Origin of the sequence: Microbacterium sp. 2FI (assembly GCF_005502885.1) — a bacterium.
Lineage (GTDB): Bacteria > Actinomycetota > Actinomycetes > Actinomycetales > Microbacteriaceae > Microbacterium.
Genome location: NZ_SCMR01000018.1, coordinates 42,558 through 66,578 on the forward strand (window position 1 = coordinate 42,558; position 24,021 = coordinate 66,578).

The following is a 24,021-nucleotide window of genomic DNA, read 5'->3' on the forward strand; positions in this document are numbered from 1 at the left end:
GCGCGTGCACTCGCCGTCCGATCCTGTCTCTGAGGGCCCGACCAGCGACGCCGCCGTCACACTCAGATCGACGCCGGGCGCACACGGGTCTTTGCGAGTGCTGGTCTCGAGCAGGCAGCCGGCGCACCAGGTCGGTTATGTCGACCAGCTCGTCGGTGACGACTCTGCGGGTAAGGCGCCCGGCGGCGTGCAGTTCGAGTTCCGGGAGGCACTGCAGTCCCTCAACGGCGTGGATGTCGTTCACCTGACCGCGACGAGCGCGGTGGTCGGTGACCGTCGAGTCGCCGATGCGCAGCGCACGCGCAGGGCGCGTCGCTTCGCGAGAGCGGTCAGGCGCCGGCGGATCGCGTTGGTCAGGACTGTATACGGCGACGAGCCCTGGCTCACGAGGCCGGCCTCGCCGGCCGAGGCCGTTCTCGACCGGGCGACGGCGGCATACATCGTGATGAGCCCCACAACCGCCGCTCCGCACGGCCGCGAGGCGACGGTCATCCCGCACAGCCACCTCCGCGATCGCTTTCTGGGCTACCCGCTCTCCCCGGCAGTGCCAGGGAGGATTCTGTTCATTTCGGCCGGCGTCTTCCCCGCCGCCTACGAGGCTCCCCTGAAAGTCGTCGCGATCGCCGATCTGCCGGAGTGCACGCTGCGCCTGGTCGGCCAGATTTCGTCTGCGCTCCTCAAGTCCTTCAACCGCACGATCTCACGCCATCCGGCCACGATCTCGTTGCGAGACGAGCCGCTCTCCGACGCGGCGCGCATCGAAGAGATCACCGGTGCGGAAATCGTGGCGATCGCCTCGCCCGACAGCTATGAGTCGCACCGAACCCTGATGCTCGCGCTCTCGCTGAATCGGCCGGTACTCGTGGAGTCCACTCCAGCGACGAGGGTGCTGGCGGACGAAGTCGGCCACGACTGGGTGCGCCTCCACGAAGGGCGGTTGACTGCCGCCACCCTCGAGAACGCGATTCACGCTCTCAGGGCTGCGCCTCCCGCCGGTTGCCCGAATCTCGACGCCCGCGACCCCAATGTGATCGCCGCGAATTACGCAACCCTCTTCCGCGCCGTGAAGCGATCACGTTAGCGGCTGCGTGCGGCACCCACAAAACGGAAACAGATGTCCCAGCCCCTTGTCTCGATCATCATCCCCATCTCGAAAGAGGAAGGGCGGATCGGCGACACGTTGCGGTCATGCACGTCTCAGTCGCTTTCCCAGATCGAGATCATCTGCGTGGACAGCTCAGCCGCTGGCGACAACAAGGGTCTTGACGGGATCGCCGACAGCGATCCCCGAATCCGGTTGATCCGTCAAGCGAGTGATACGTCGGCGCCTGCTGCGCTGCGCATCGGCGTCCTGGCTGCGGAGGCCAGCCACATTCTGCTCCTCCACCCTGACGAAGTGCTGCACCCCGACGCGGCTGCCGCTGCACAGCGGAAGGCGACGGATGCCGACGCGGATCTCGTCGAGGTCGGCGCGACGATCGGCGCATCCTTCGACGCACGGGATGCCGCCTCAGGCGCGCGCGTGCGACGCTTGCGTCCTCGCCTTCAGGATGAGGACATCCTTCGCCAGCTGTTCCCCGAAGACTCGCCCCTCGATGCCGATTCGCGGCGGTACCTGTTCCGAGCGGCGCTCCTCCGCACGGTTTATGGCTCGCTTACCGATGCATCGGCATCCGACGTCGCCGACTTGATGGCTCTCGTGTTCCTCGCATGCGCGGCAGCGAAGACCTATGTTTCGCTTCCGCAGCCTCTGTATCGGCGAGCTCGCATCTCCGCATTCTCGCCGGCAACGGACGCGGTTGCGTCGATCACCGCCATAGAACCCGTGGTGTCGGAGTGGTCGCGCAGGTCGCCGAATCCCGAACCTCTCGTCGATGGATACGAGTCCGTACGTCTGGCGACGATCGCGCGCGCATTGGAGACTCTCTCCCGTCTCCCCGGTGGATTGGCCGGCGCCGAAGCCACGCAGCTGCGAAGGCAAGTGGGCGAGGTCGACGTCATCGCCGCGGCTGCCACGTTCGGCCCGTCAATGCTGAAGGCCATGGCGCAGCATGGTGACCGAATCGAACTCGGCAAGACCCCGGCTCGCAGCGTGCTCCTGACGACGAGTGTCCTGCGGACGGGCGGCGTCTCGGGAGTCCTCCGGTCGCAGGCGCAGCTGCTGCTCGACGCGGGATACCGGGTCACAATCGCCACTCACCGCCCGGGCAGCGACGAGTCGGCTGTGCCCGATGGTGCAACGCTGGTTCAGATCTCCGGTTCGACGCGGCATCGCCTGGCGCAGTGGGCGGAGCTGTGCCGGAAGAACGAGGTGGATGTCGTAATCGACCACCGCATCCTCTACTCACGAGACTGGCCCGCGCTTGCGCTCGCCGCACGCACGAGCCAGGCGGCCACGATCGGCTGGATCCACAACTTCGCGGGGCGCCCGACGTACAACGGCAATGATCTTCACTCGCTCATGCAGGGCCATCTCAACGCGCTCGCGCAGCTGATCGTGCTCTCACCTCTTGATGTCGCGTTCTGGAAGCTGCGCGGCGTCAACCACACTGCGTACCTGCCCAACCCTCCGTCACCGCTCCTGCTCGGATCAGTGGGAAGGATCGCACCCAAGTCAGCCCCGAAGGACCGCCGGCTCGAACTCATCTGGTGGGGGCGACTCGAGGAGCACACCAAGAAGGTGACCGAGCTCGTGGAGGTCGCAGCGGCGTTGAGACGCCTGCGGGTCGACTTCCGTCTGCGCATCGTCGGACCGGATTGGACCGATATGTCAGCGGCTCAGCTGTCGACGCTCGTCTCCGAGCGCGGCCTCGATGGTTTCGTGGATGTCACCGGCCCCCGTCACGGCGACGATCTGCTCGACGCGATCGACTCCTCCGACATCTTCGTCAACACGAGCATCATCGAGGGATATCCCCTTACGATGCCCGAAGCTCAGTCACGCGGCCTGCCGATCCTGATGTACGACCTCTCGTGGCTGTCGCTCGTGAAAGACAACCCCGGGATCATCGCCGTTCCACAGGGCGATGCCGCGGCTCTCGCCGCCGCGATCGCCGACCTGGCGGGCGACTCCGTGAAATACGAGACGGTGTCACGAGCATCTGTCGAGGCTGCAGAACGCGCGACCTCCTACGACTTCGCGAAGCTCTACGAACAGCTGGTTTCAGGCTCGCTGCCACCAGACCACTCCCCCGACCCGACGCTGGAGGACGGGAGGAAGATCCTCGATCTGCTGATCTTCTTCGCGGAGAAGCGCAGGCTTTCTCCTACGACGCCGGCGCGCCGGCGGCGAAAGTCCTCCGACGCCCGCGATCTCACCTTCGGTGCGCAGATCGAGAGAAGGCTCACCCGCTCCGGGCATCAAGTTCTCGGCGTCGTCCCGTGGCTTCGCCCTGCAGCGCGCCGAATCAAGCGTGCGCTGCTGCGCTTCTGACGTGGCGCGCGAACCAGTCATCGGATCAAGCACGCAGTGACGAACCGCAATCACATCGGCAGCTACGGAAGCCACACATGACCACTTCTCCTCTCGTCACGATCGTTGTCCCCGTGTTCAACGATGAACAGGTGATCGCGTCGGCCCTCGACAGTTGCCTCCGCCAGACCCTGACGGAGATCGAGGTGGTCGTCATCGACGACGGCTCGTCCGACGGCACCGCCGAAGTCGTAGAGGCTTACGTCGCGCGCGACGCACGTGTCCGCCTGATCCGCCAAGGCCGCAACGCCTCGGCCTACCAGGCCCGTCGTGCCGGCATCCTGGACGCTCGCGCCGACCATCTGCTCTTTCTCGACGGCGACGATGAGCTGAGCGAATCCGCCGCCGAGCTGGCGCTCGCGAAAGCTCGAGCGTCGGGAGCCGATCTCGTGCAATTCGGCATCGACGTCGTGCAACGTGACGGCGCGACCGGCGGCGCCTTCGAGACTCGATTGCAACCGCGCTATGAGTCGCTGACGAGCACCGAGGTGCTCCGTGGACTCTTTCCCCTCGATCAGCCCGCGCAAGGGCAGCTCTGGCGATACCTGTTCCGTACGCAACTTCTGCGCGACGCCTACGCCCTGATGCCCGCTGATCTTGTCCTGCCGCGCGTGAACGACCTGCCGATCACCTTCCTGGCTGCGGCGCTCGCAACAAGCTTCGTGTCGATTCCTGAGCGGCTGTATCGGTATCACTTCGGACGCGGTGGCAGCGGGCAGAAGGTCAACGACATCGACCAGGCCGTGTTCTATGCCGGCGCAATCAATTCGATCAACACCATCGCGCCGGCAGTGCACGAGATCGCTAGCCGAAGCGCGGACGGCGAATCCGTGCGAGCTGCTTATGAATCCGTTCGCCACGCGATCATCGCCTACACGACGCACTACCTCGCGGAGCACACCCGAGAAGACCTGCTCGATGAGACGTTCGCGCACCTCTACGCTCTCGCTCCCGCCGGCGAGATCGTGCTCGCGACGGCCAAGTTCTGGCCTCGTGCGATCGACGCGCTCGCCGCCCACGCCGGTTGCATAGAGCTGGCACGGCGCCCCGTGCGAAGTGTCCTCCTCACCACCAACGTGCTCCGAACGGGCGGCGTGTCCGGCGTGCTGCTGTCGCAGGCGCGTCTGCTCCTGGCGGCGGGCTTCCGAGTGACGATTGCCGCGCGAGAGGCTGGCAGCGACAAGACCGCTGTGCCGGCGGGGGCCGACTTCGTCGAGATCGACGATACGGATGTCGCCGCCGGACTCGCCCAGTGGGCCGATCTCTGCCGTGAGCACGCGATCGATGTCGTCATCGACCACCATTGGCTCTACTCGAGGACTTGGCCGGCATTCGCCCTCGCTGCGCGCGCCGCGGGCGCCGCCACGATCGGCTGGGCACACAACTTCGCGGGCCGCGCGATCCTGGTCGGGCGGAGCGATCTCGCGTTCCACACGCGCTACTTGGAGGCGCTCGCTCAGTTGGTCGTCCTGTCTCCGCTGGACGTCGCCTTCTGGAAGCTGCGCGGCATGTCGCGCGTCGTCTACCTCCCGAACCCGCCGTCGCCGCTGCTTCTGGACTCGGGGGCCCTGACAACCTCCAGGACCGCACCCGAGGGTCGCCGAATCGAGCTCGTGTGGTGGGGTCGTCTCGAGCAGCGGACCAAGCGGGTCGACGAACTCGTTGGAGTCGCCGCCGAGCTTCAGCGGCTTGGCGTCGACTTCCGGATGCGTATCATCGGCCCCGACTGGCACGACATGACGGCAGAGCGACTCAATCAGCTGGCCCGCGAACGGTTCGTCGCCGAACGGTTCGAAGCGGTCGGCCCGCTCCACGGGAAAGACCTCGTCGCCGCCATCGACGCGTCTGACCTGTTCGTGAACACAAGCGCGGTCGAGGGCTACCCGCTCACGATCCCCGAAGCACAGTCCCGCGGACTGCCCGTGGCAATGTACGAGATGCCCTGGCTCGCCGTCGCAGAAGGCAACGATGGGATCGTGACAGCACCGCAAGGTGACGCGGTCGGTCTTGCAGAACGCATCGCGGAGCTCTTTGTCGACCCGACCGAGTATGTTCGGTTGTCCCGAGGATCCATCGAAGCCGCCGAGCGCGAGCTCTCGCACGACTTCGCGACTCTCTACACGCAGCTGCTCGACGACCGCCTTCCCGGCATGCACTCCCCTGAGCCGACAATCGAGGACGTTCAGCGGCTGAACGACCTGATCATCCTGTTCAGCGAGCAGAATGCCGAGTCACCGGCAGATGAGTCGGCAGCTACTCGCGCCGGCACCCGTGAGGTCGGGGAGGAGACAGACTCCCGGACCTCGGCGATCGTCGACCGAGCGGCACCTGCGGCCCGTGCTGTGCTCGACTTGCTACCGTGGCTCCGTCCGGCGGCGCATAGGGTGAAGCACACACTGCTCCGTCGATGACCTGGAAGTGCGGATCTGGCGTCCGAAGAGCTTGAAGCCCAACAATTACCAACCTCAGAGCCGAAAGGCGATGCATTGACTCAGCAGCCCATCGGGGTCATGGGATGTCTCCCCACACTCCCCCCCGAGTTTCCCGTGACCATGCCCGAGAACGCGGGAAACATGATCCATGGAAACGCGCCCTTCGAGATGTTCCCCGAAGCCGTGTTCTACAAGGATCGCCGCTTCGGTCCGGGCGGCAAGAACTTCGCGAAGTACGTCAACGATGAGTGCAGCCACCTCATCGTCACGGTGGCAAACTTCTTCAAGCTCAATGACGAAGACGGCGCCCGATACTCGAGATTCCAAGGTTTCCTCGAGAAGATCGAAGCCCCGATCGTCATCTTCGGCCTCGGAGCACAGGCTCCATCACAGGAGCTCGACGGGTCACTCCCCGACGAAGCGATCGACCTCATGAAGTTCCTCGGGGACAGATCGGAGCTGGTGGGAGTCCGCGGAAGCTTCACAGCGGACATGTTCGAGCATTTCGCTGGCGTATCGAACACATTCGTCACCGGGTGCCCCTCGTTCTTCTCTCGCCCCGACGCATTCCCGCGTCTGGCCGAGGCGCTCAAGACCGATCGAGAGGGACGGGCTGCCTACAACGGCACGACCTATCACGACCCCCTCGAATCAGACATGCTCGTCCAGGCGATCCAGGAAGACAGCCATCTTGTCGAGCCAGTGAACAGATTCAGCACCGCGTACGCCAACAGCCTTCAGCGCAATGAAGAAGCGCCGCCGTTCCCCTGGTTCCTCAAGCGTCCGGTCAAGGAAGGGAAATTGACACACGCGCAGCTCGAGGACTACTTCTCTCGCCGCTTCCGCATCTTCCGTGACCCTGCGTCCTGGTACAACTTCAACTCCGAGAGCGTCGGCTTCTCCTATGGGACCCGATTCCACGCAAACATGGCTTCGCTCCTCAGCGGAGTCCCCGCCGTATGGGTCACCCATGACAGCCGGACAGAAGAACTCACCAAGGTGCTGAGAGTTCCCGCGGTTCCCAAGGAGAGCGTCAGCAGTCTCTCATCTGAGGAGATCCGCTCCATGATGGACTACAAACCGATGTTCGACGGGCTCGGTGAGCTCTTCGCAAATTTCAACGCCTACCTCGAGGCCCACAAGCTTCCGCTCGTGAGTCTTCCTGACTTCGATTCCCCGTTCACCGAGTGAAGCCTCGCGAGAGCAGGTTTCGCCTACCTGCCCGAGAGCGCCGTTTACGCGCTCTCAGTCGATTCCCCCCGACGCCCGAACGCCGTCCCTCGTCGCGGTAATCGTCTGGGACATGAGTTGTTGCGCGACTCGCATCCCACGGATCTCGGATCGAAGTGCGGCAAGGTCGGTTTCGATCCGAGTGACCCGCTGGAGGTCCTCGGCGCTGTTGCGCGCCATTTGCTCAACGAGTCGCCGAGTGCCCCGACGTTCCTTGAGATCGGCCCTCACGTCTTGACGGCGAGCCGCGAACTCGAGACGAGAGACGACTCCCGTCAGAGCAGCCAGGCCGGCGAGCACGACGATCGCTCCCTCGCTGTTCCCAACAAGCACGAGGGCTGCCACGAGTGCCAGAAGGCCGACGAACAGCGATATGGCGCCGAGATCTCGGGGTGTGAGGCGTGGCATGTGATTCCTTTCAATCCTGGCTACCCATGGGCCGCGCAAGTGATGCTAGCTGCAAGCGGGCGGTCCCCCGCGAGCTCGAACACGTTGAGGCTCGCGGGCGCACCGTCCTCACCTGGCTCTGGAGAGTTTCCTGATCTTGAGCACTTGGCTCCGCTCATATTGCAGCATCAGGAATGCGGAGTGCGCTTCCGGGCTCTGATCGGCCTCCCGGATGCGATTGCCGATCTCCTCAGGGAGCTCAAAGAAGAGACGGCGCGAGGCCGCGTACATGTGGTGGACGAGGTCGCCGATCGCGGACCCCAGTTCGGCGGGAACGGAATGAAGCGATAGTCGTCGTGTCATGTCCAGATAGGACGCGAAGTAGCCCTGCATCGATCGCTGCGTAGCGGCGGTGGTCATGATCGAACCCGGGCGTACACGCCGCGCATACATCGGCTTCTGGACGTGCGCCGCCCGCTTCGAGTTGAGGAGCAGCGCAAAAGTGAACGGGTTGTCTTCGTGCATGATCCCGGGGATGAACCGCAGTCGCGCCGCGGCCAAGAATTCGGTGCGGGTCAGGTAGAGGCACGCGCTCGGGCGATACTCTTTTGCCTCCCGCATCACGGCTATCAGTTCGGGACCGGTGACGACCTCCGAGTAGGACCGCGATCGAGCGTAGTAAGTGGCGTACGCGCTGTGCGTACTCTCGGAAACACCCGGCTCAAAGAATGATTCCGCGTCGAAGAGCAGAACGTCCAGCGAGTCACGATCAGCTCGCTCGACGAGATCGGCCAGCCCGTCGAGCTTCCAGTAGTCGTCGCTGTCGATCATGCAGGTGTAGCGCCCGCGCGCGACGTCGAGGCCTGAGTTGCGCGCTGCAGAGAGCCCGCCATTCGGCCGATTGACAACGACCACCCGGGCGTCGCTGGTTGCATACTCGTGAAGGATGCTCAAAGAGTCGTCCGTCGAACCATCGTTCACGCAGATCACCTCCAGCGAGACACCCGACTGCGCCAGGACGCTGAGCAGGCACTCGTGAAGCCAGGCCGCGGAGTTATACACAGGCACGATCACCGAGACATCGGGCCTGATCACCGCCTCGTCCGCTGGGCCGGGCGACGCTTCCGCTGTCGACCCTGCCGAGTGGGCATCACCGCTCGGGTCGGCGGCAAGGACATCCGCTGCCATCGGGACGATCATCCGGTCGAAGAGCCAGTTCTCTACCGGCTTCTCGACGATCTCAGCTACTCGGCGCTGCACGTGGGAGGCGAGGAAGGTGTCGCGCGGCGCGACCGTAAGCCCGAACCGCGGGAACAGTGTGTCACGTACAGCCGAGTATGTCGTGACGAATGCAGCCGCCGTCTTGGCGCGGGCGAGCGCGCCCAAAGACATCGTCGCGACGAGATTCTTGAATGCCCGCTGGTAGCGCCCGTCGAGGCCGGCAGCGTGAAGCGCTCCGGAGATCGCGAGGATCGCTTCGACGAACTCGAGAGGCGACTCGTGAATCGAGCCTTGTAGGCTCGCGGCGTTTCCGACCCGGTAGAGAACCAACTCCTCTGCCACGTAGCTGATTCTGCTGGACATGGCGAGCGCGACGAACGTGAAGTACGCATCGTTGGCGCGTCGCAGGTGCTGGAATCGGAGGCCTTGGCCCTCGACGAACTCTCGGCGGAACAGCTTGTTCCAGTTGGACGGATTCGTGACGTAGAAGATATGGTCCGCGATATCACCCGGAGCGAAAGGTGTGCGAGCGGGAAGATTCTGTACACGAAGGGCCCACGCTTGCGGCGCCTGCTCGCCGGTGATGTCGTCAAAGTTGCGGAAGCCTGTCAGGACGACATCTGCGTCGTCCGCCTTCGCTTTCGCGTAGAGCTTCTCGAGCATGCTCGGCGAGAACAGATCGTCAGCATCGAGGAACGCGAGGTATTCACCGCGAGCGAGATCCAGCCCCGTGTTTCTTGCTGCTCCCGCACTGGACAGGGTCGGACCAGCGACTCGAGAGAATCGGTCGTCGCGCGCAACGAACGCATCCACGATCTCCGGCGATCGGTCTGTCGAGCCGTCGTCGACGACGATCACCTCGAAATTCAAGAGCGACTGAGACGCAAGACTCTCGAGCGTTTCCTGGATGTGTCGTTCCGCGTTGTACATCGGCACGATCACCGAGACCGCCGGAATCGACCCCTTCGAGCTCGCCCCCTGGTACATCTTCATTACGTGGCCCGGCTCCGACTTCACTGTGATTCTGCCCCCATTTTTCTACGATAGCCGAGCAATTTTCAGGGTTGCTACGTCGACTAGCGAGCGCCGGTCCGGCGTATGCAGGCGGACGTCCCTAGAAGGACCGACCGCTGACTGTGCCTAGTTCTGGCTGGAGCGATTTTCGACGCCATACGGGGAGTCAACTCGTTCAAGTACTTCGATGCCGCGCGACGCAGAAGCGCGCCGCTCGAACGCGGGCCACTCCTCGGCCCAAAGCTCGAGCACCTCGCGCTCGTCGCGTCGATCCGCGTCGTCGACGACGATGAGACTGTTCTCGGCGAGCACCTGGGACAGGTGCGGCAGGGCGGGGTAGCGAGCGTGGCGACCCGTCGTTCCAGGAGGGCCGTCCACGAGGAGGATGTCGATCTGCCCCGGCAGGGACTCGAGCTCCAGGTCATACCAGAGGAAGTCGCCGCGGGGTGTGGAGACTTCGACCAGCGGGCACACGCGCACCTCTGCCCATTCCGATACCCCGTGTGCAGCGAGAACAGCGCGCGTCTTGTCTGCGTACTCCTCGAGGTGTTCGAGTGCGAGAACCTTGCCGGTTCCCTTTCGACGCATCGCCATAGCCATCCACAGGGTAGAGGTTCCACTTCCGCACTCGACCACGAATTCCGCTCCACGTCGCTCGATCGAGTCGGTGAGGAAGACCAGTCCAGCTGGGCTCATGGCCCACCCGGCGACGAGGGGCAGCGGTGCAGTCGGCGCGTAGCGCGACATCAGCTGGATGAGCGCCTGTATGTCCGTGACAAGTTCGGGCGCAAGTCGGCGCTCCAACCGCTCGACGCCCGCGACGGCAGTCCGCACGGTCGCCACGCCCTCGCGCACGGCAGAAATCTCCTTCGCCAACTGCTGGCGTGGCCCCTCTGCCTCAGCCGCCTCCGATCGCACCCCCGCCACCTCATCTGCAACAGCCTGCACGACATCCGCGAGCTCGCGGCGCGTCGTCGAAAGCTCCGTTGTGAACTCATCACGCGCGGCCGAAATGTCTGTCGCGATCTCACGGCGCGTGGCCGCGAGCTGTTTCGCAAGCTTGGTCGTCGCGGACTGAGCTTGCCGAGCAGCGTTGCTCACCGCCCTGCTGGTCGCGACCTGCTCTCGGAAAGGTGCGCGACGACTGGCAAACTGAAGCCGGGTGACGATGCCGACCAGACCGCCGAGGATGCCGAGCGCGGCAATAGCCCAGTCCGTTCTCCCCGAGAGCGCCAGCGCGACCACAGCCCCAGAAGCAATGATGTAGATCGCGACGGTCGCAAAGTCTCGAACCGTGACGCGTGACATGGAGCTCCTTTGGGGTTTGTTTCGCGGGTCGCACTGCCTGGACGTGCGAGCTCGTCCGGCCCGATCGCTTCGCAGTTTAGCCGCCGCTACGCGATCTGCCGTGAGTACCGAGCAGCGGCACGCGTGCGCGCGCAACTCGGCCCACCGGCCCGCCCTACTGCCCAAGCTCGCGCCGGAAGTACGCTGAACAGATGAGACCCGGGCCGACCGACACACTACGACGGCGCCCATAGGCGTGTTTTCACCCGTGTCCTCCGCAGAGAGGTTCGTCGCCCAGCCATTCGTCTGCGGGGCGCTGGGCAACGACGTCCACAACCTGTTCCCACGTCTCTTGGCCGCATCCCCAGCACCGGCAGCGATTCTGTACGACGCCGGGGATGTGAAGTTCGCAGCATCGGCATCCGCCGGGCTCGAGCGGTCGCGCGGCGGCTGGACCTGGGGTCGCTACGTCGCCCGAGCCACCCGCGCACGCGACGCACATCACGCCCAGAATGAGGTCGGACTCGCGGGACTCTGGCCGGATCCACAAGGTGCGACTTTGCACACTGACTGGCTCGGAACCCAGGATATTTTCACTCGGTCGATCGGGCGTACGACCTATTGGGCCAACCGTTTGACCCCGCTCGTGGAGTTCTCCACCAGTCCCGTCCATGCCGATGCTACGGCATGGCGCATGTGCATGATCCTCTCGGGCTTCTGGGCGGGGTCGACTCCCTTCGTCGAAATTACGCGGCTCGATGCCGGCCAGAGTCTGCGCCTCGAGCGCGGCGAGTTGAGGCTGACCACGGAGCTCCCGTCCTGGTTCACGAATCCGCAAGGTGCGGCGAGCGTGGACGACCTGGCTGCGGCGATCGAGGGTGCGGTCCCGCGCTCACTGCTGAACCGCTCCGACCTCACGCTCTCGGGCGGGCTCGACTCGAGGTTGATCCTGGCTGCCGGCCTGCACCGCGGAGGACCGCGCCCGCGGTCATTCTCGACTCACCACGAGTCGGGTTGGGATGGCGACACCCGTATCGCCGAGGAAGTCGCGCGAGCCGCTCGCCTCGACCACCGGCTGATCGACTATGGGCCGGACGACTGGCTGAATGCTCGGGAGAAGACGCTCGATCGGCTGGAGCACTCAACCTCGATGCACGCGTGGCTACTGCCGCTCGCACGCACGATTCACAATGGCCGCGCCGCGCGTGCACCACTGCTCGACGGCCTCGCCGGCGACGTCCTCATGAAGTATCACGACGAGGTTGCGCCCGTCGACAGGGATGAGCGGACCCGCAGGGTCTGGGCGACGCTCGGCGCCAACGGGTTCAGTGCCTCAATCGGGCTCCGCCCTGACATCAGGGATGAGTGGGAGAGTGAAGCGCAGGCGGCATGGCGTCAGCAGATGCGTCGATGGGACGATCATCCATACGCGGAGACCGTGATGCGGCTGCTTACCCGTACGCGCCGCGCGATCGCTGCTTCGCCGTTTCGGCTGTTCGCACCTGAGCGCCGCGTGCTGACGCCGTTCATCGACCCGGACGTCGTGCGGGTCGCGCTCTCGGTGCCACCGCTCGCGTCGAGCGACCGCGACCTCCGTCCGAGGGTGCTGCGAGTCCTCGATCCAGCGCTGGCGGATATCAACTCCACTGTCGACCCTGCTGTCAACCAGGGCGCATTCGTAGAACGCGGCCCATCGTCGCCGGCGGCGGTGTGGTCGATGGTTCGCGCGATCGACGCCGAACCGTCATCAGCTCGCCTGTTCAACGACGGCGCACTGGCGTCTGTCTCCGCCAGAGCTGGCGCGCGAAGCATCCCTCAGTCCGTGCGTCGCGCGGCGATGCTCGCCCATTGGACCGGTAGGTGGCGCACGAAGCTTGCCCAGCCACTGCGCTTCGACTAGGCGCCCGCAACGGTGACCCGCCCGGCGCGGACCCTGGCGGACTGTCGAGCGGATCGAGCTCGCGGCACTGGAGTCCGGGCTCCCGCCTCCGCGATGGGCTCGGCTACCGCACCTCCACGGCAGCGAGGCCGCGAACGAGGCTGGCACAAATCAGTCGAGCCAGCACTCGCGGGACAGGAAACCGGTAGGAGCGAAGCCTAGGACGATTCGTCCTCCGCTCTCCTCAATGAGCCCGTTGGCGCTCCGTCCCCGGATCGTCGGAGTCCGCGTCATACTCCCGCTCACCCCGCGACCGTCTTGGCTGCACTGGTCTTCGACACCGACGTATACCCAGACTTCGAACCCGTCACCGTCACCGTGATCTGACTGCCCTTGTCCGCCGCCACAAGGACATACGTCGAAGCAGTCGCACCCGTGATCGCCGCCCCGCCACGCCTCCACTGATACTTCAACGTCACCGTCGCCGGCGCCCACGTACCCGCGGAAGCCGTCAGCCTCAGACCCACCTTCGCCGTCCCCGAGATCGTCGGAGTCGGCGTCAACGTCAACGTCCCCGCAAGCACCGTCTTGGCTGCGCTGGTCTTGGACACCGACGTGTACCCAGACTTCGAACCCGTCACCGTCACCGTGACCTGCCGGCCCTTGTCCGCCGCCCCCAGGACATACGTCGAACCAGTCGCACCCGTGATCGCCGTCCCGTCACGCCTCCACTGATACTTCAGCGTCACCGTCGCCGGACCCCACGTACCCGCGGAAGCCGTCAACTTCAAACCAACCTTCGCCGTCCCCGAGATCGTCGGAGTCGGCGTCAACGTCAACGTCCCCGCAAGCACCGTCTTGGCTGCGCTGGTCTTCGACACCGACGTATACCCAGACTTCGAACCCGTCACCGTCACCGTGATCTGACTGCCCTTGTCCGCCGCCACAAGGACATACGTCGAAGCAGTCGCACCCGTGATCGCCGCCCCGCCACGCCTCCACTGATACTTCAACGTCACCGTCGCCGGCGCCCACGTACCCGCGGAAGCCGTCAGCCTCAGACCCACCTTCGCCGTCCCCGAGATCGTCGGAGTCGGCGTCAACGTCAACGTCCCCGCAAGCACCGTCTTGGCTGCGCTGGTCTTGGACACCGACGTGTACCCAGACTTCGAACCCGTCACCGTCACCGTGACCTGCCGGCCCTTGTCCGCCGCCCCCAGGACATACGTCGAACCAGTCGCACCCGTGATCGCCGTCCCGTCACGCCTCCACTGATACTTCAGCGTCACCGTCGCCGGACCCCACGTACCCGCGGAAGCCGTCAACTTCAAACCAACCTTCGCCGTCCCCGAGATCGTCGGAGTCGGCGTCAACGTCAACGTCCCCGCAGCGACCGTGACCGCGGCCGAGGTGGCGTCGCTGCTGCCGACTCCCTCGACCGTAGCTTTCACCAGCACCGAGATCTGCTTGCCCGCGTCTGATGCCGTGGGCGTGTATGCGGGTCCCGTCGCTCCGGTGATCACCGCACCATCGCGCAACCACTGGAACTCATACTCCGCGGGGTCGATAGACCATACGCCCGGCTGTGCCACCAGGGGCTCGCCAACACGTGCGGACTCCATTCCGACACTTGGCGGCTCAATGTTGATGATGCTGAACTCGCCTGTCGCGACGAACAGTCGGTCCGCCATGCGCGTTGCCGTCCACGCGGGCCCGGGAATGTGAGACGTGATAGCGCTGAAACCGCCGCTGACGCCCTCGACCGCGGTGATGAGCTCGACGACGTCGGAGTCCTCCGCGGTGAATGCGCCGACCGAGACGAGTTCGAGGACGCCCCCCAAGTCGATGGCGGATTGCAAGACAAGCGCGGCGGCCGCCGTCGCGATGCCATCGGCTCGCGTAATTGGCGCTCGCAGAACCGAGGAGTGGTCGAGTGTCAGCCTCTCCACACGCGTAGTGACAGTACTGCCCTCCCCGGGCACGAGTTCGAAGGTGCCGCGGTTGATGACATCACCCCACCGGCCCGACGCAGAACTGAGCGTGCCCTCGTTCACAACCGGAACATCAATCCACACCAGCGCGGCGTCGTCATCCCGATCGTCGACCACGCTGAGGATCCCGCCCGCCTTGTTCACGAACTGATTCGTGCCCGAACCGTTGAGCAACGCAGCTTGATACCAGCCATCCTCGACATCATCACGCACCTCAACAGTGCCGAAGTTGGTGAACGAGGCGTCCGAGAAATAGACGAAGTGCTCAACCGTCACCGCACCCCGGTTCACAACCGACGCTTGCAACGTCGTCGACCCATACTCCGCGAAATCGACGACAGCACCCTCCCCGAACGTCAACACACCACCCGACACCACGCCCCCACCAAAGACGTAGTGACCAGACCGCCCGGGAAGCGTGTAACCGCCAGACGGCACGACGACGTCACCCGCTCGCAACGTGCCCGCACCAGTGACCGAACCACTACTCACCTGCAACCGGGCAACATCCGAAGGCTGCCCAGCGGCGACATCCGCAACGAGTTCGAAGGTGCCGCGGTTGATGACATCACCCCACCGGCCCGACGCAGAACTGAGCGTGCCCTCGTTCACAACCGGAACATCAATCCACACCAGCGCGGCGCCGTCATCCCGATCGTCGACCACGCTGAGGATCCCGCCCGCCTTGTTCACGAACTGATTCGTGCCCGAACCGTTGAGCAACGCAGCTTGATACCAGCCATCCTCGACATCATCACGCACCTCAACAGTGCCGAAGTTGGTGAACGAGGCGTCCGAGAAATAGACGAAGTGCTCAACCGTCACCGCACCCCGGTTCACAACCGACGCCTGCAACGTCGTCGACCCATACTCCGCGAAATCGACGACAGCACCCTCCCCGAACGTCAACACACCACCCGACACCACGCCCCCACCAAAGACGTAGTGACCAGACCGTGCCGTCAGCGACTTGCCACTCGAGGGTACGACGACATCGGCGAACTGAAGCACGCCGGCCCCCGAGATCGTGCCGGACTCCACTGCGAACGTCGCGACGTACGTCGGTATGTTCTCGACGCTCTCGGCAGTCACTGCGAAGCGACCGTTGTTCGTCACCCGATTCCACTGCGCGGACGTCGACGTGATCGTTCCCTCGTTGGTGACCGCCGGCTCGATGTAAACCTGAGACCCGGTCTCGGGAGTCGCTGCGGTGAAGGTAGCACCGATCTTGTTCACGATCGCCGTCGTCCCGCTGCCGACGTGAATCCGCGCCTGGCCCCATCCACTGGGCTCGACTTGCAGCGAGCCGTAGTTCGTGATGCTCGCGCCGTGCAGAGCCAGACCGCCGTCGATCGTCAACTCACCACGATTGATCACGTCGACCGAGACGTTGCCCGACAACGCCCACCGCACAGTGCTCCCGGCTTCGAACGTACCCGCACCGCCGATCGAACCAGACGATTCGAAGTAGGTGTTGGCGACAAGCGTCCCGTCGAGCGTGATGGTGCCGCCGCCCGTCAGGAGCCCCGAGACCCGAGCGGTCGTCCCGCCTGGAATAGTCACGGCATGGCCGCCGAGGCACACCCAATCACCGGTCCCTGGCAACCGATCCTCGCTCCAGTTGGCGGCCACATTCCAGGCGGCATTGACCGCGCCGTCGAACGCCAGAGAACACTGCGGATACAGGGTGATCTCACGGACTGCCGCAGCCGAGATCTGCCCAGCAGAGTTCTTCGCATACACCGAGACGCTGTATCGGCCCGGAGAGAGGTCTGTGAGCGAGAATGACGTCTCTCCCGCGGAGAGGTCGTGCGCACCTGTCGAGGGCGTCGTGCGCACGACATAGCCCGTGAGCACGCCGTCGCCCATGCTGGCCGGCTCCGACCAGCTGACGTTCATGCCGATGCCCTCGGATGCACGGGTTACGGTGAGTGCTCGCGGGCCGCCGAAACTCTTCCCGACGAAGACGTTGATCGTGCCCGTCGCGCCCGTACTGTCGCCCACCGTGATCGTCACGTTGCGACCGCCCGGTTGCGCCGGGACGAACACGCCTGTCGGTGAAACCGAGTCACCGGCGACACCGCCGCGCACGCCCCACGTCTTCGCTGCATCCTCGCCGTCAGACCTCTTAGCTGTGAGTTGCAACGGCGTTCCCGCCGGTACCTCGGCGCTCGTCGGCGTGATGCTGTAGGACGCACTGGGCGGTGCATCTATCGTGAACTTCAGGAACCGCTTTACGGCGATAGAGGCCTCGACTGCTCCGTGCACGCCAAACGCGTGGAACGCGAGCCCCGCTTTCACCTCGATCACGGGGCCGATCGTCAGGAAGGGCTCGCCCGGCGGAGGAAGGAAGTCGATCTCCGCCTCGAGGCGCGCCTCGAACGACAGACTCGGACCGCCCAGCGAGTACAGTGACGCGATCGCAATCGCTCTCACGCCCACCGAACCCTTACCCGACAGCGCGAAGCCGGGAAGCGGCCCACCCTTCGCAGTGAGAGGCTCGTTCTTGTCAATGACGCGAAGTTGGCCGGGCTCGGACGAATCCCACGAAAGGCCGGCCCCGAAGGCAGACGTCGCGTGGACGCCAACGCTGACTTCTCCCGATACTGTCACGAAGATCGGAACCTTGGGTTGCACGACAACGGGGACCAGCCCGATGAAGAAAGTCGACGGCACGCCCCTGAGTTCGGCGATCTCCCACGACTTCTCACCCTTCAGACCAAGGTTGAACTCCACACTGGTCCTCGTCGCGGCCATCGCGTCGACAGTCACCTTGCTCGCCGATACGCCCAAGCTAAGCGAGACACTCGACTCAATCGAGACCTTGCCCTCGACAAACCCGGGGCCGAACTTCTTCTCGACCGCAAACGATGCGCGGCTGGAGCCAGAGAAGCCCGCATCCACGGCGAACGGCTCGGCGGTGTGCACACCCTCACTCATCGGCTGGATCCGCGCTCGGGCACCGCGCAGCGGCTCGGCGCCAGGAGACGCTTCGGATGAGGTCGCCTCGAGATCGGTCGCCATGGACATGGCGTCGAAGACATCGGTCAGCGCAGCATCCGATGTACCGACGATCACGTGGCCAGCATCCGTGACAATGGTCTCCACCCGGCGCAGGAGGCCTTGGGGAAGCGTCGGACTCGCACCGCCGACGAGGACATCGCCGACCCTCAGAGCCACGACCTGTGCGGGTCCGGGCACCTCCCACGAGATTGCATCGGCGGTGAGGCCGGCGATCGCCGTAGTTGAACCCTCCGACAGCACAACGGTGGCGTCGCTAACCTGAACATGCGGATTGGCGCCCGCTGCGCTGGTCGCCGTGGCTCCGGCGCCAGCAGGGTTGGTGGCCACGATCGTGAAGAGGTAGTTGGCGTCAGGGTTCTCGAACTCTGTGGCCCTCACTGCGGTGTCCGATACTCCCGCGCTCAAGGTGTGTACTGGCGCACCTTCGATCGGCGTCCAGACACCCTCGGAATCCTGCTCGCCCCGCTGGTAGGTGATCGTGTAGCCGGTGATACTCGCACCGCCGTCGTCCGATGGTGCCTTCCAGGCCACGTCCAGTGCGCCCGCCGCGTCAGGCACGATGGCGAGCCCCTCAGGCGCGCTAGGCGGATAGATCGCCGATGGGATGGCCGTGGTTGATGCCGCGGGCGAGTCGCCGACGGCATTGCTGGCTACGAGGGACAGTGAGTACTCGACACCGTTGGTGATGCCGTCGATCGTCGCCGACGTGACATCGGCGCCCACGGTAACGGTACCGGCGACTGCTCCATCCGGGTCGTACGCCGTCACTGAATATGTGAGGAGCGGCGAGCCCCCGTCATAGCCCGGAGCTGCCCAGGAGACCTCGACGCGCCCGGGACGCCCGAGCGCACCGGTGAAGACGGGAAGGCGGGGCGCGAGAGCATCCACAGGCACGGCCGGGTTGGATGGACTGCTTGGCTCACTCATTCCGAGTGCGTTCGCGGCGGTGATGACGACGGTATAGGCGACCTGCGCGCACAGACCGGTGACGAACGCAGCCGTGGCCTGCGCGTCGGTGGTGACGACGCTCGCCGTCGGCCCGGGGCATGCCTCGGTCGCAGTGCCAGCCACCGGAGTGGCGACGATCTCGTACGACTCCACCGCCTCCGATTCATCGGCTGGAAGCCATGACGCCATGACGGAAAGGCCATCGCCTCCGGCGTCGACTATCGTCGGCGCCTCGGGGATCGCTGTCGGCCCGGGTGCGCTCAGGTTCGACTCGAAGACGGCCCGCGCGGGGACGGGCAGCACGACGAAGAATGCCGCAACGAGAGCCATCGCCGCGAGCATTCCCGTGAGGCGCCATCCCATGGCCGGTGCCGAATTGAAGTCGCGGCGCGTGTTCCTCGAGCACACAGTCCCACCACCCATCCGCGCTCTTCACGGCGCGCTCACGTCGGCGACCAACGCGCCAACGGAGCAATGCGCCATAAGGGTGGCGGCGCAAACGCGTCCCCGACGGCAACCGCTCCCCCTGGAACTCGCGCCTCAAACCCCAATCGAGGCGCGCGCTCATGCTACACAGTTCGGTGTTCGCGGCGCAAAGAACTGTTGCGGATGGGGAGGATGCGTGACCGATTCAGAGCTTGAGCCGACCGCAGTAGGTTTGAACCCATGCGAAGCGGGCCGACCAACACACGACGGCCCCGCCGCCCCACCCGCACGTTCGTCTCGCTCACCGGCCCCGCCGGAAACCTCGGTGACGCGCTGATCCGGCGTGGCACGCTCGACTGGGCGCTCGGCACATCCGACGAGCTCGTCGCGTACGTCGGCGCCGCGCCCGACGCGTGGCTGCAGCAGCTCGGCATCCCATCCGACGCGCTCGTTCTGCGGTCGAAGCGCAGTGTGCCGCGGTGGCTGTGGCTGCTGATCACCGCGCCACGGCATCCCGTGCTCGTGCTCGAAGCCGGCGAAGTACCCCTCGACCGTGGCAACGTCCTGCGCGAGCTGGTCTTCCTCGCCGAGACGGTGATCGTGCGGCTCAAGCGCGGCGTCGTCGTGCGGCCGCCGCGCGGCATCCGGGCGCCCACGAACCCCGCTGCATGGCTGCACGCGCGCGCCGCGCGCCTGTCGCAGATCGCGCTGTGGCGGGACGACGCGAGCGCGGCGATCGTCGGCGGCGGTCGAGTGGCGCCCGACATCGGGTTCGCGGCCGGCGTGCGTCCCGGGAAGCCCGCCGACGAGCGCGAAGAGCTGATCGTCAGTCTGCGTGGCGCACGGCGGCGTCCCGATCAGGCATGGGTCGAGGCCGTGCGCTCCACCGCCGCCGCCGAGGGGCTGAGGATCCGCACCGTCGTCCAGGTGCGCGAGGACGAATCACGAGCCCGCGAGCTCGCCGACGCACTCGGAGGCGTCTTCGAGCCCTGGGGCGCCACCGACGCTGTCACGCAGGAGAACCTGCTGCGCGAACGCTACGACGGCGCCCGGCTCGTGATCAGCGATCGGATGCATGTACTCGTGCTCGCGGCCCTGAGCGGTGCGGTTCCGGTCGAGCTCGTACCGAGCCCCACGCGCAAGATCACTGAGGCGTTCGCCGCAATCGCACTCGACGGCATCTCACTCGACGCAGCGGCGTGCGACGCCGAAGAGATTCAGCGGTTTCTGCAGACGCAGCTCGGCCGCACCGGCGAGGTGCGGGAACGCACTCTCGAGGCCGAACGACAGCTGGCGGAAGTCGAAGCCGAGATGCGCGCGACGATCCTGGCCGCACGCGCATGACCGGCGAACGCACGGCATCGGTGAACGCAGCGAAGGGCTCCGCTCGTCGGATCCTCTTCCTCTCGCACAGTCACGCATTCGGACCGTTCCGCGTCGGCAGCCACCACTACGCGCGCACGCTCGCGCGCGGCGGAGCCGAAGTGGTGCACCTCTCGACGCCCATCTCGCTGGCGCACCGCGTCACGGGGCGCGTGAGCCGTGAAGCGGCGGATGCCGTGCCGACGGGGCAGCACCGCGACGCCGACGGCGTGGTGCACATCGTGCCTCGCACGACTCTCCCGGTTCCTGCGGGCCGGTTTCGCGTCGCCCGCGAGCTGGCGCGTCACGGCATCCGCCCGAGCTTCGATGTCGTGCTGATCGACCAGCCGCTCCTCTGGGACGACTCCGTGCGCGCTCTCTCCCAGCGGCTCGTGTACCGGCCAACCGATCTGTACCCGTCGGGCGTGAAGCAGCGACTTCAGCGGGAGATCGTGGCTGCTGCCGACGGCGTCGTCGCCACCTCGTCCGAGGTGCTGCGCGGCATCGGAGTCCTCGACATCCCGACACTCGTGCTTGAGAACGGTGTGGATGCTGCGCGATTCGCGGCCGCGGACACCGAGATTGTCTCGCGCCCGGCGATGTGCGTCTACGTGGGCGCGCTCGACGGGCGCTTCGATTGGCGGATGCTGATCGCCTGGGCCCGAGCGCACCCCGACGTGCGGTTCGCCATTGTGGGGCCGAACGCCGAGCCGCCGGAGGTGCCTCCGGCCAACGTCGAACTGCTCGGACCCGTCCCATACGGCGCCCTGCCCGCGCTGCTCCACAGCGCCCGTGTTGGTGTCCTGCCGCTCTCCGACGATCCACTCAACCTCGGACGCAGCCCCATGAAGCTCTACGAGTACCTCGCTGCGGGCCTGGCCGTCGTCGCGCGCGAGACGCCCGTGATTCGCCCCGATGGGGACGCCGGCCTGTTCACCTACACCGGCGACGAGGATGCCGACATGGCGTTGGTGCAGGCGCTCGCGCTCCCCTCCCCCAACGTCGCCGGCATGCAGCGAGCAGCCAGCGAATCGTGGGAGGCGAAGGCCGACGTGCTCACCGCGTTCATCGACGGGCTCGCTACTCGCTGAGGCGAGGGCCGCTTCGTCGGCTCGGTCGCTTCGTCTCGGTCGTTCCTCCCTCGCTCAGCGACCGAGCGGCGTCAGGTGAGCGCGTGCTCCAGGACGTCCGAGACGATGCCGCCCGTGCGATCCCAGTCGAAGACACCGGGCGCCGGCGGATCGACGCGGCGTGGAGAGCCTGCCGCCATGGCGAGGGCGGAAGCCCACTCCTCGGCATCCTCCGACGCCTCCAGCGCCCACCCGCGATCACCGACGATCTCGGCGACCGCCTCGCAACCGCGCCAGAAGATCACCGGGGTCCCGCACGCGATCGACTCCAGGGCGGGCAGGCCGAAGCCCTCCAGCGTCGAGGGCATCACGGTCGCGGCAGCGCCGCGGTAGAGCTCGGCGAGGCGCTCGTCGTCCACGCCGTGGAGCACGGTGATCCGGTCGGTCAAAGCGAGGGCCGTTGCACGCGTAGCGACCGCCACCACGTCACCCTCGGGCACCACGGCGACGAGCCGCACTCCCGACGTGAGAGCAAGCGCCCGAAGCACGACGTCGAGGTTCTTGTGGTGCCTCATGTTGCCGACGAAAACGACGTACGGATCGACCGAGGACTCTGCCGTGCCGTCCGGATGGAACGCGGCTGAGCATCCGTTGCCGGCATTCACGATCCGCACCGCGTCATCGCGCACCCATTCGCGGATGTCGCGCGCCGACGTCTCCGACACGGTGAGCACGAGCCCGGACTTGCGGACCGCGTGCCGAACCGGGCCGCCGTAATAGGCCAGGAACTTCGCGCGTCCCGGCCACGGGAGCCGCAGGTGGATGAGGTCGTGGATCGTGAGCACCTGCCGCGGCGCGCGCACGAGAGCCCCATACCCGGGTGAGTACACGAGCGCCTCACGGCCGAGGCCACCGACGGGCCGGAAGGCGTCGAGCGGAGCGTGGGGGTTGCCGTCCAGCTCGAGCGGCTGCCACTCCGGGCGCAGGCGCGAGAGCACCTCGTGGGCATACCGGCCGATTCCGTGCGTGCCGCGATAGCGGTCGTCGACGTACAGACCGGTCACGGTCGCAACCCGCCCGGCGAGAGCGGGGAGGCTGCGGCATCCGTCCCCGTCTCGGTCGCGACCCACTCGGTGATGCGATCGACGAAGACCGACGTGTCGAACTCCCACGCGCGCGCAACGCAAGCATCGGCGTCCGCGCCGACGGCCCGTTGGACGGCGTGCTTGAGCTCATCACCTGACCAGTCGTGCACCAGCGCCCCGGTCACGCCGTCGACGACGGTCTCGGCGGTGCCGCCGATGGCATTCGCCACGACCGGCGTTCCGGTGGCCATGGCTTCCACCGGCATGATGCCGAAGTCCTCGATCGCGGGAAACACGAGGGCAAGGGCCCGTCGGTACAACTCGGCGAGCAGCGCCGCCGAGGGGCTGCTCGCGAACACGACCCGATCGCCCCGGCCTGCCGCGAGAGCGCGGAGTCGGTCTTCATCGGGACCCCCTCCCGCCAGCACGACCGGCACACCGGCGGCCGCTCCCGCCTCGATCACGCGGTCCAGGCGCTTGTACGGAACGAACCGCGACACGCCCAGCAGATACTCCGACGGCAAGGCGTCGAGCACCGCACGCTCGGTGGCCGAGAGATCGGCCGGTGGGGCGGCGAACGCCGACACGTCGATCGGCGGGTAGATGACGGTCGATTCGCGTTCCCACGTGTCGGCGATGCGCTGCGCGATGAACGCGCTGTTCGCGGCGATCGCGATCGGTTCCGCTGCCCGCTTGCGATCAAGCGGCTTCAGCACGGACGAGACAGCTCGCGCCGCCGGGCCGTGGCCGCGGCCGTCGAGCTCGGGTGTCCAGATGTACCTCGCCGGAGTGTGGGCGTATACGAGCTTCGGGGCGTCCCGCGCAGGACCGCGGAACCGGGCGTGATGGGAGAACAGGTGGGTGCTGCACAGCAGCCAGTCGGCGTCGCGCTCGGGAAGATGCCGCCACACCGTCGGCATGAAGGGAAGCGCCGCCGCCTTGCTCCGACGAAGCGGCGTGCGCGCCAGCACGGTCTCGTCGACCCCCGTGAACCTGCCGTCGCTGTCGTTCCAGAGACAGAAGCGATCGGCATCGGGGAACGTGTTCGACAGCACCTCGAAGACGTTCTCCGAGCCGCCGTGACGGGCGAGCCACTCGTGGATCAGGATGCCGGCCATCGGTCGCTCCTTCCTCACGGCGGGTGCGGCAGGTGCGAGAAGAACTGCCCGCTCAAGAATAGTCGGCGACACCCT

Annotated in this window: 13 protein-coding genes; 7 read left to right on the forward strand and 6 right to left on the reverse strand. The window is 66.0% G+C overall.

Translation table 11 applies throughout. The features are described from left to right. Positions 1-97 precede the first annotated feature (97 nt). The 4 genes from FFS15_RS14000 to FFS15_RS14015 all read left to right on the forward strand — a co-directional run bounded on the left by FFS15_RS14000 (position 98) and on the right by FFS15_RS14015 (position 7,095). Complete coding sequence (locus tag FFS15_RS14000) at positions 98-1,081, forward strand: hypothetical protein (RefSeq protein ID WP_137845663.1); 984 nt, start codon at positions 98-100, stop codon at positions 1,079-1,081. Between the two features lie 33 nt (positions 1,082-1,114). Continuing rightward, a complete protein-coding gene (locus FFS15_RS14005; protein WP_137845664.1) occupies positions 1,115-3,433 on the forward strand; it encodes a glycosyltransferase in 2,319 nt (772 codons plus the stop codon). A gap of 77 nt (positions 3,434-3,510) precedes the next feature. Further along, complete coding sequence (locus FFS15_RS14010; RefSeq protein ID WP_137845665.1) at positions 3,511-5,883, forward strand: glycosyltransferase; 2,373 nt, start codon at positions 3,511-3,513, stop codon at positions 5,881-5,883. A 162-nt stretch (positions 5,884-6,045) separates the two neighbouring features. After that, on the forward strand, positions 6,046-7,095 hold the full coding sequence (locus FFS15_RS14015) for a polysaccharide pyruvyl transferase family protein (protein ID WP_171013206.1): 1,050 nt from the start codon (positions 6,046-6,048) through the stop codon (positions 7,093-7,095). Positions 7,096-7,149: 54 nt separating this feature from the next. Here FFS15_RS14015 and FFS15_RS14020 read toward each other — a convergent pair whose 3' ends face one another. The 3 genes from FFS15_RS14020 to FFS15_RS14030 all read right to left on the reverse strand — a co-directional run bounded on the left by FFS15_RS14020 (position 7,150) and on the right by FFS15_RS14030 (position 11,064). Then, a complete protein-coding gene (locus FFS15_RS14020; protein WP_137845667.1) occupies positions 7,150-7,542 on the reverse strand; it encodes a hypothetical protein in 393 nt (130 codons plus the stop codon). A gap of 108 nt (positions 7,543-7,650) precedes the next feature. Then, positions 7,651-9,735, reverse strand: coding sequence for a glycosyltransferase (locus FFS15_RS14025; RefSeq protein WP_137845668.1), 2,085 nt, complete (start codon positions 9,733-9,735; stop codon positions 7,651-7,653). 147 nt (positions 9,736-9,882) lie between these two features. Next, positions 9,883-11,064 (reverse strand): class I SAM-dependent methyltransferase, encoded by a 1,182-nt coding sequence (locus FFS15_RS14030; protein WP_171013207.1) that lies wholly within the window; start codon positions 11,062-11,064, stop codon positions 9,883-9,885. A gap of 538 nt (positions 11,065-11,602) precedes the next feature. Here FFS15_RS14030 and FFS15_RS14035 point away from each other — a divergent pair. After that, on the forward strand, positions 11,603-12,943 hold the full coding sequence (locus FFS15_RS14035; protein ID WP_137845670.1) for an asparagine synthase C-terminal domain-containing protein: 1,341 nt from the start codon (positions 11,603-11,605) through the stop codon (positions 12,941-12,943). Between the two features lie 281 nt (positions 12,944-13,224). Here FFS15_RS14035 and FFS15_RS14040 read toward each other — a convergent pair whose 3' ends face one another. Continuing rightward, entirely contained in the window at positions 13,225-19,188 is a 5,964-nt protein-coding gene (locus FFS15_RS14040) for a fibronectin type III domain-containing protein (RefSeq protein WP_212743168.1), read from the reverse strand. A 363-nt stretch (positions 19,189-19,551) separates the two neighbouring features. Between FFS15_RS14040 and FFS15_RS14045 the strand changes: the two genes are divergently transcribed. Beyond that, on the forward strand, positions 19,552-20,655 hold the full coding sequence (locus tag FFS15_RS14045) for a polysaccharide pyruvyl transferase family protein (RefSeq protein WP_137845672.1): 1,104 nt from the start codon (positions 19,552-19,554) through the stop codon (positions 20,653-20,655). Beyond that, positions 20,652-21,764 carry a glycosyltransferase gene (locus tag FFS15_RS14050; protein WP_137845673.1) on the forward strand — a complete coding sequence of 371 codons (1,113 nt, stop codon included), beginning with the start codon at positions 20,652-20,654 and terminating at the stop codon, positions 21,762-21,764. The genes FFS15_RS14045 and FFS15_RS14050 overlap by 4 nt, the downstream gene beginning before the upstream one ends. A gap of 71 nt (positions 21,765-21,835) precedes the next feature. Here the strand turns inward: FFS15_RS14050 and FFS15_RS14055 are convergent, their stop codons facing one another. Beyond that, entirely contained in the window at positions 21,836-22,807 is a 972-nt protein-coding gene (locus FFS15_RS14055; RefSeq protein WP_137845674.1) for a glycosyltransferase family 1 protein, read from the reverse strand. After that, the gene (locus tag FFS15_RS14060) at positions 22,804-23,946 is read right to left on the reverse strand and encodes a glycosyltransferase (protein ID WP_137845675.1); all 1,143 of its coding nucleotides are present in this window, start codon (positions 23,944-23,946) and stop codon (positions 22,804-22,806) included. The genes FFS15_RS14055 and FFS15_RS14060 overlap by 4 nt, the downstream gene beginning before the upstream one ends. Between the last annotated feature and the right edge of the window lie 75 nt (positions 23,947-24,021).